The organism is Chamaesiphon sp. VAR_48_metabat_135_sub, from assembly GCF_031418915.1.
Classification (GTDB): Bacteria; Cyanobacteriota; Cyanobacteriia; order Cyanobacteriales; family Chamaesiphonaceae; genus Chamaesiphon.
On sequence record NZ_JANOJV010000057.1, the window covers coordinates 1 to 5,713 of the forward strand.

The following is a 5,713-nucleotide window of genomic DNA, read 5'->3' on the forward strand; positions in this document are numbered from 1 at the left end:
TGGGTGATATCGGTATTGGTGCCCACCCACTCGACGATTTGCCCCGATCGATCGCGAATCGGTTCGGCGCGAGTCATTCCTTACCGATTATGGGGATCGATAATTTACCCATCGGTTCGGTGATGTTGTGCTTTAATGAAGCCCGATTGCCGACCGATTGGGAATATCGACTGGGCGAATTTGGGACTAAAATTGCTAGTATTACGATCGAGCGTTTACGCTCGATCGAGAACTTGTCGGAGAGTGAAGAACGGCTCAATTTGGCACTTACAGCCGCAGATATGGTGACGTGGGATGCAGATTTGTCCACAGGTAAAACCATCTGGTCTGACAATAATTTCCAGATCTTTGGCTACGATCCAGCCACTAATGGCGCAGCTACTGTCGAGATGTGGTTGAACCGCGTTCATCCTGACGATCTCCCAGATGTGATGCAGGCGTGGGAAACTGCCCAGCGGGCGACAGCCATCGGCTGGAGTCAGGTAGATCCTGATGAATTTGCTGCCATCCAGCAGCAATGGCAGCTCTGTGTGCAAACTGGAATGCCCTACGAAGCCGAATTTTGCTGGCATTTTGGTGGTGAATCCGATCGCTGGTACCTGACTCGCGCCGAACCGATTCGCGATCGATCGGGGCAAATCGTCGAGTGGGTGGGCACCAATACCGATATCACCCACCTCAAGCAAGTAGAAGCAGCCTTGCAAGAGAGCCAGCAGTTCGTGCAAAAGGTCGTCGAAACCATGCCGGGGATGCTGTACGTCTACGATCTGGTCGAGCAACGCAACATCTATAGCAATCGCCACTCCCTAGAACTGCTGGGCTATACACCAGAGCAACTAGAAGAGCTGGGGACAGACATCACGCCGAATATCGTGCATCCAGACGATCTGCCGAGCGCAATGGCGTATCAGGCCCAATTCGACACGGCTCTCCCTGGAGAAGTGCTGGAGATAGAATACCGAGTGCGACAGGCAAATGGTGAGTGGTGCTGGTTACTCAGTCGTAGCACTGTATTTAACACAACGCCAGCGGGAAATACCCAACAGATTTTAGGGGTATCGATCGATATTACCGATCGCAAACGCGCCGAGCAAGAGTTACATCAGAGTCAAGCACTCGTGCAAAGTCTGGATTGAAGAAGATTTAGACGGTCAGTTGCCACCAGACACTCAGCAACAGTTTCAGCTCCTGCGTACCCGTGTCAAACGGATGGAATCGATGATTGACAGTTTGCTGCGGTACGCCCGCGCAGGGCGACAAGAAGCTAAGTTAGAAACCTTCGACCTTGCCGAACTCCTAGCTGAGATTATCGACTCCCTCGCCCCACCAGAGGGCTTTAGGATCGACATCCAGCCACCGTTGCCAACGCTGACGACCAAACGCGTATTTTTAAGCCAAGTTTTTGCTAACTTAATTAGCAATGCCATCAAGCACCATACTTCTGTAACGGGACATCTGCACATTTGGGCGATCGAACATCCCAACTGCCATGAATTTATCGTCCGCGATGACGGCCCAGGCATCGCCCCAGAACATCACCAACAAGTCTTTGCCATCTTCCAAACTCTCAAAGTTAGGGAAAATAGTGACAGTACGGGCATTGGTTTAGCGATCGTCAAAAAGATCGTTGAAACAGAGCAAGGTACGATTCGGCTAGAGTCCAGCTTGGGCAAGGGGACAACTTTTTATGTGACTTGGCCGAAAAGTCACGGTTAGAGGTTTAGAGGATGAATGGATTACTCGAGTAAAATATCTCCAACTCTCCAAGCATTCGCGATCGTCATTTTTCTACTACTTGGCGCACAGATGGCAGGTCATACCATGCCAGAAAGGGATACTCATGATGTTCCCAGTGATAGCCAAAGTGATAGCAGGTTAAAAATGACCAAATCAGCGGATAATTACTACTTGTTGCCTGATGAGAATTTTCAGCATTGCTAGATCGATGCGGCAAATAAGTTCCAAAATAGAATAGCTGCATCGTACTAAAAAAAATCGGCAATATCCAGAACAAAAACAGATTGGGAACAGGAATATGCAACCCAAAATGTAAGGTCATAAAGATCGTGCCCAACCCCAAGAACTGAATAATTATTTGTCGAAGAGTTAGGTATCCTTTCATGAATTTTAGATACCAAACAAATCTATTGCAGTCGTGAAAATCAGGGTCGCCAGTTTGCCCAGGCTGCCGATGATGTTGCCAGTGATTGACAGCAAGTTTTTGATAGTCTAGAAGTGCGTACAATATAACTGCAAATTGACCGATCGCATCATTCAATTTACGGTTTCTCGAATATACAGATCCGTGAATTGCATCATGAGCGACAATAAATAACCCAGTCTGGATAAATGTTCTTCCTAAAATGGCGGGCAAAATCCATAAAGGTAGTAACTGAAAAATATCGATAAATGATAAGAATACTAGGCTACAAATCCAGAGTATCACGATGACTGTAGCAACCAGCAATCCTTTCCATGACTGCAATTTTGGGTCATGTTGCACAGAGTTCTCTCTCGTTGAGCAACACCATTGTTTCTGCGCCCGCTCTGTCAAAAGTCGGCTCTTTGCCTTGCGGCATCTCGACTAGATACCTCCAAGTTCCACCTTCAAAACTAGAGCTTCGCACGATTCCTTCTCCACCAATAAAACTTACTTTTATGTTTTGGTCATACAGCCTTTCCAGTGGAGAATTAAATCTAGTTACCTCTATTTTAATTTCAGTCATGGATAATATACCTCCAGTATTCTATTAATATTTGCTACTCTAAAAGTAGTGTGAGGTATTAACTTAAAATAGCTATTACCTCACACTTACCTATCGAACTTCAGGATCTTTCGATCATTTGTTTTTGTACCCGCTTCTACAGTATCAATTGTAATCGGCTAATTACATCTTCCAACAGACTGATTAATATCTATTTCTTTAGAGTGATGTCGCTCGATCGAAATTTATGTAAGCTAATTGTTATTCACCAATAAATAACTTAAAATTATGGCTAGCGAAAGACAACTTCAGGATCGTGGAAACTCAACTCAAGAGGACTCGCTGGGGATTCAGGATGCACAGCAGGTATCAGATCGAACAAATATCTCGGAATCGCCAACAGATTCAGAGCTACAAGACGATGGCGAAAATTTGCAACAGGTAGATTTACTCACGAAACAGCTACAGGATAATCTTAATTCGTTGGCGTAGCCGCGCCGCGAGGTAATCGATACTGATGCCGCAGTTGACCAGGAAAAGCAGGATATTTGAACATTGCAAAATAGCCTCAACCTCTAACAAGCTGGGGCTATTTTGCAATGATATCGAGAGCATTTATTTATTGTCGATGCTATTTTTTTAGCTCTTCAGCACTGTTTTTAGCTACCTCTGGATACATCGAGCCAAACTCTTTGATTGCATCTGCTGATTGTTCGCCAATTCTTTTTAGTCGTTAAGAGATAGATTGTCAAGCACCGAATTTTCTAAGGATCGATTCGGATTGTGACCGTGCAAAGCAGATCGTACCGAGTATTCTCGAAGAACGAGAATACTCGGTGTGAACAGACCTAGCGAGTAGCTACACTCATATAGTGCATCAAACCGTAGAAGTGCAGAATGCCTTCACCAGACAACCATTCGGTTAGAAGAGCTGCCATAAATCCGAGCATTGCAAACCGACCATTCCAGAGTTCAGCTTGGGGCGTAAATCCCCACTGCCACTCATTCCGCTCGATATTAGTAGAAGTGATTCCTTTGGTAGGACTTGTCATGATAATTACTCCAAATCTTGTGGTTACCGGAAATAGAATGACGATTTACAGTAAAGCTTACTTACCTATTTGAAATGTTAGGGGTATCTTTACCTGTGCTAGCCAATTCATCAACCTGCCACAATCCTATCAATTCGTTACATATATTTACCTCTCTCAAAAGTGTGAGTTCTTAGACTGTAATTTAGATTTGCTAAATCTACAATTTGAGGGATGAGCTATTCTCGTTGATGTTTTATCTTGAGGTTAAGAAAGTTCATTGAACAACAACGAACGTTCGCTAAAAAAGGGAGAATATACCATGTCGATCGCTATTGAAGATTCTAAGCGGACAGCAATTGCCTGTAAGCTAGCTGATATCAAGGAAGTGCAAAACTTACTGATTGCTAATGAAGAGAAATTAATGTCCAGTTGCAGCGATCAAGAAATTCGCGACAGGCTCGGACACATGTTGGATGACGATCGCAAGAATTTAGGTATTTTAGATACCGTCAGCATTCAATATGGTGTCCAGGGTAAGCCCCATGAAACAGTCACCATGATGGTTGAGAAAATTAGCCAGTTAATGGATGGATCTGAGCTTTCATTATATGAAAAAGTCTCTCAACACGAATTACTAAAACACCAGCAATTTATGTCAGGCGTTTTGGTTCACAAAGCCGCTCAAGTCGTCGGCGCAGATGTCGAAGCTGCGATTACGCCCTTAAATACACTCAACTTTGAGAATCGCGCTCACCAAGAGCAACTCAAAGGCGTATTAGAAGTACTGGGTGTGCGCGAACTGACTGGACAAGAGGCACAACAAGGATTGTGGGCGCGAGTCCAAGATTCTGTTGCCGCGCTTTCTGGTGTTTTTGGTAGTGCGGTAACGCAAATCAGCGATAAATCCGATCTGAGTATTCAAGACATAATTCGCATGGATCATAATAAGGTGAGTATGCTATTTATGCAGATTGAAAAAAGTAACGATCCCCAAAAAATTGAGGAGTATTTTGGACAAATCTACCAGGATCTATCTGTTCATTCAGAAGCAGAGGAACAAGTTGTTTATCCTGCCGTGCGCGCGTTTTATGGAGAAACCCAGGAACTATACGACGAGCAAGCCCAAATGAAAGTGATGCTTGCCGATCTAAAATCTTCTAGCTCTTCAGCTAATGATTTTAAGTCAAAAGTTGAGCAATTGAAAACGGCAGTGATGGCTCACGTTCGTCAAGAAGAAAATATGATGTTTGCGGCGATTCGCAGCAACTGTAGCGATGCCCAGCAACAACAATTAGCTACGCAATTTAAAGCTGCGAAAAGTACACTTCAACAGCAGCTTGCTGCGTAAGCTAAATACCAGTTCTCACACTTAACTATTGTGGGACTATGAGGAATAAATCTTCCCTGTAGTCCCTCTTATTAACAGCATAAATAATCGATTGAATTTAAACTAATTGAATTTAGGAGGTATCTCAAATGACTGGACAATTATGTTGGATTCCCAAGTTTAGCAGCAAGGGAAAATTAGCTCTGCACCTTCGATTGGAATCTTTTCACCCTTGGAAACCTTATACAGCTTTTCCTGGACTCTGTGTACCAGACTATCGCATTCCAGGCGGTTCGCAGGGTTGGGCGACTAGCCAAAAACTTTTACAAGCCGGATGGACGATAATTTCTACACAGCAAGCTCAAGGATCTTTCGTTGGCGTAGCCTCCGCATTACGGAATCGACCTATGAGCAGCTTGATAAATCTATTTGATGATGACGAATTAGCAGCTTAATCAAGCTGATGTGGCGTTGCTCAATTGAGGATGATTAATTACTTTGTTTAGCGTGAACTCGATCGCGGCAACATCACTATAGTTAGCATGGCGATCGCTAATAAGCCACCGAGGGCGATCGCTGGGTTGTTTAAATTGGCGATCGTAATCCCCCCAATTGCCCAAATAATTACGCCGCCGAAAGCTCGATCG

8 protein-coding genes are annotated in these 5,713 nt (G+C 44.3%); 5 read left to right on the top strand and 3 right to left on the bottom strand.

Going from position 1 to position 5,713, the window contains the following annotated elements; all coding sequences use genetic code 11:
* The coding region (locus RMO55_RS04345; protein ID WP_310424083.1) for a PAS domain-containing protein at nucleotides 1-1,136 on the top strand (1,136 nt) is incomplete at its 5' end.
* Between the two features lie 19 nt (nucleotides 1,137-1,155).
* The gene (locus tag RMO55_RS04350) at nucleotides 1,156-1,716 is read left to right on the top strand and encodes a HAMP domain-containing sensor histidine kinase (RefSeq protein ID WP_310424086.1); all 561 of its coding nucleotides are present in this window, start codon (nucleotides 1,156-1,158) and stop codon (nucleotides 1,714-1,716) included.
* A gap of 64 nt (nucleotides 1,717-1,780) precedes the next feature.
* On the opposite strand, the gene RMO55_RS04355 is transcribed toward RMO55_RS04350, so the two are convergent.
* A complete protein-coding gene (locus RMO55_RS04355; protein WP_310424089.1) occupies nucleotides 1,781-2,503 on the bottom strand; it encodes a fatty acid desaturase in 723 nt (240 codons plus the stop codon).
* A complete protein-coding gene (locus RMO55_RS04360; protein ID WP_310424093.1) occupies nucleotides 2,493-2,726 on the bottom strand; it encodes a hypothetical protein in 234 nt (77 codons plus the stop codon). The genes RMO55_RS04355 and RMO55_RS04360 overlap by 11 nt, the downstream gene beginning before the upstream one ends.
* A gap of 267 nt (nucleotides 2,727-2,993) precedes the next feature.
* Here RMO55_RS04360 and RMO55_RS04365 point away from each other — a divergent pair, with 267 nt between their 5' ends.
* Nucleotides 2,994-3,197, top strand: coding sequence for a hypothetical protein (locus RMO55_RS04365; protein WP_310424096.1), 204 nt, complete (start codon nucleotides 2,994-2,996; stop codon nucleotides 3,195-3,197).
* Nucleotides 3,198-3,553: 356 nt separating this feature from the next.
* On the opposite strand, the gene RMO55_RS04370 is transcribed toward RMO55_RS04365, so the two are convergent.
* Complete coding sequence (locus RMO55_RS04370) at nucleotides 3,554-3,757, bottom strand: chlorophyll a/b-binding protein (protein WP_310424101.1); 204 nt, start codon at nucleotides 3,755-3,757, stop codon at nucleotides 3,554-3,556.
* A 301-nt stretch (nucleotides 3,758-4,058) separates the two neighbouring features.
* Between RMO55_RS04370 and RMO55_RS04375 the strand changes: the two genes are divergently transcribed.
* A complete protein-coding gene (locus RMO55_RS04375; protein WP_310424104.1) occupies nucleotides 4,059-5,087 on the top strand; it encodes a hemerythrin domain-containing protein in 1,029 nt (342 codons plus the stop codon).
* A 128-nt stretch (nucleotides 5,088-5,215) separates the two neighbouring features.
* The gene (locus tag RMO55_RS04380) at nucleotides 5,216-5,521 is read left to right on the top strand and encodes a hypothetical protein (protein ID WP_310424107.1); all 306 of its coding nucleotides are present in this window, start codon (nucleotides 5,216-5,218) and stop codon (nucleotides 5,519-5,521) included.
* Nucleotides 5,522-5,713: the final 192 nt, after the last annotated feature.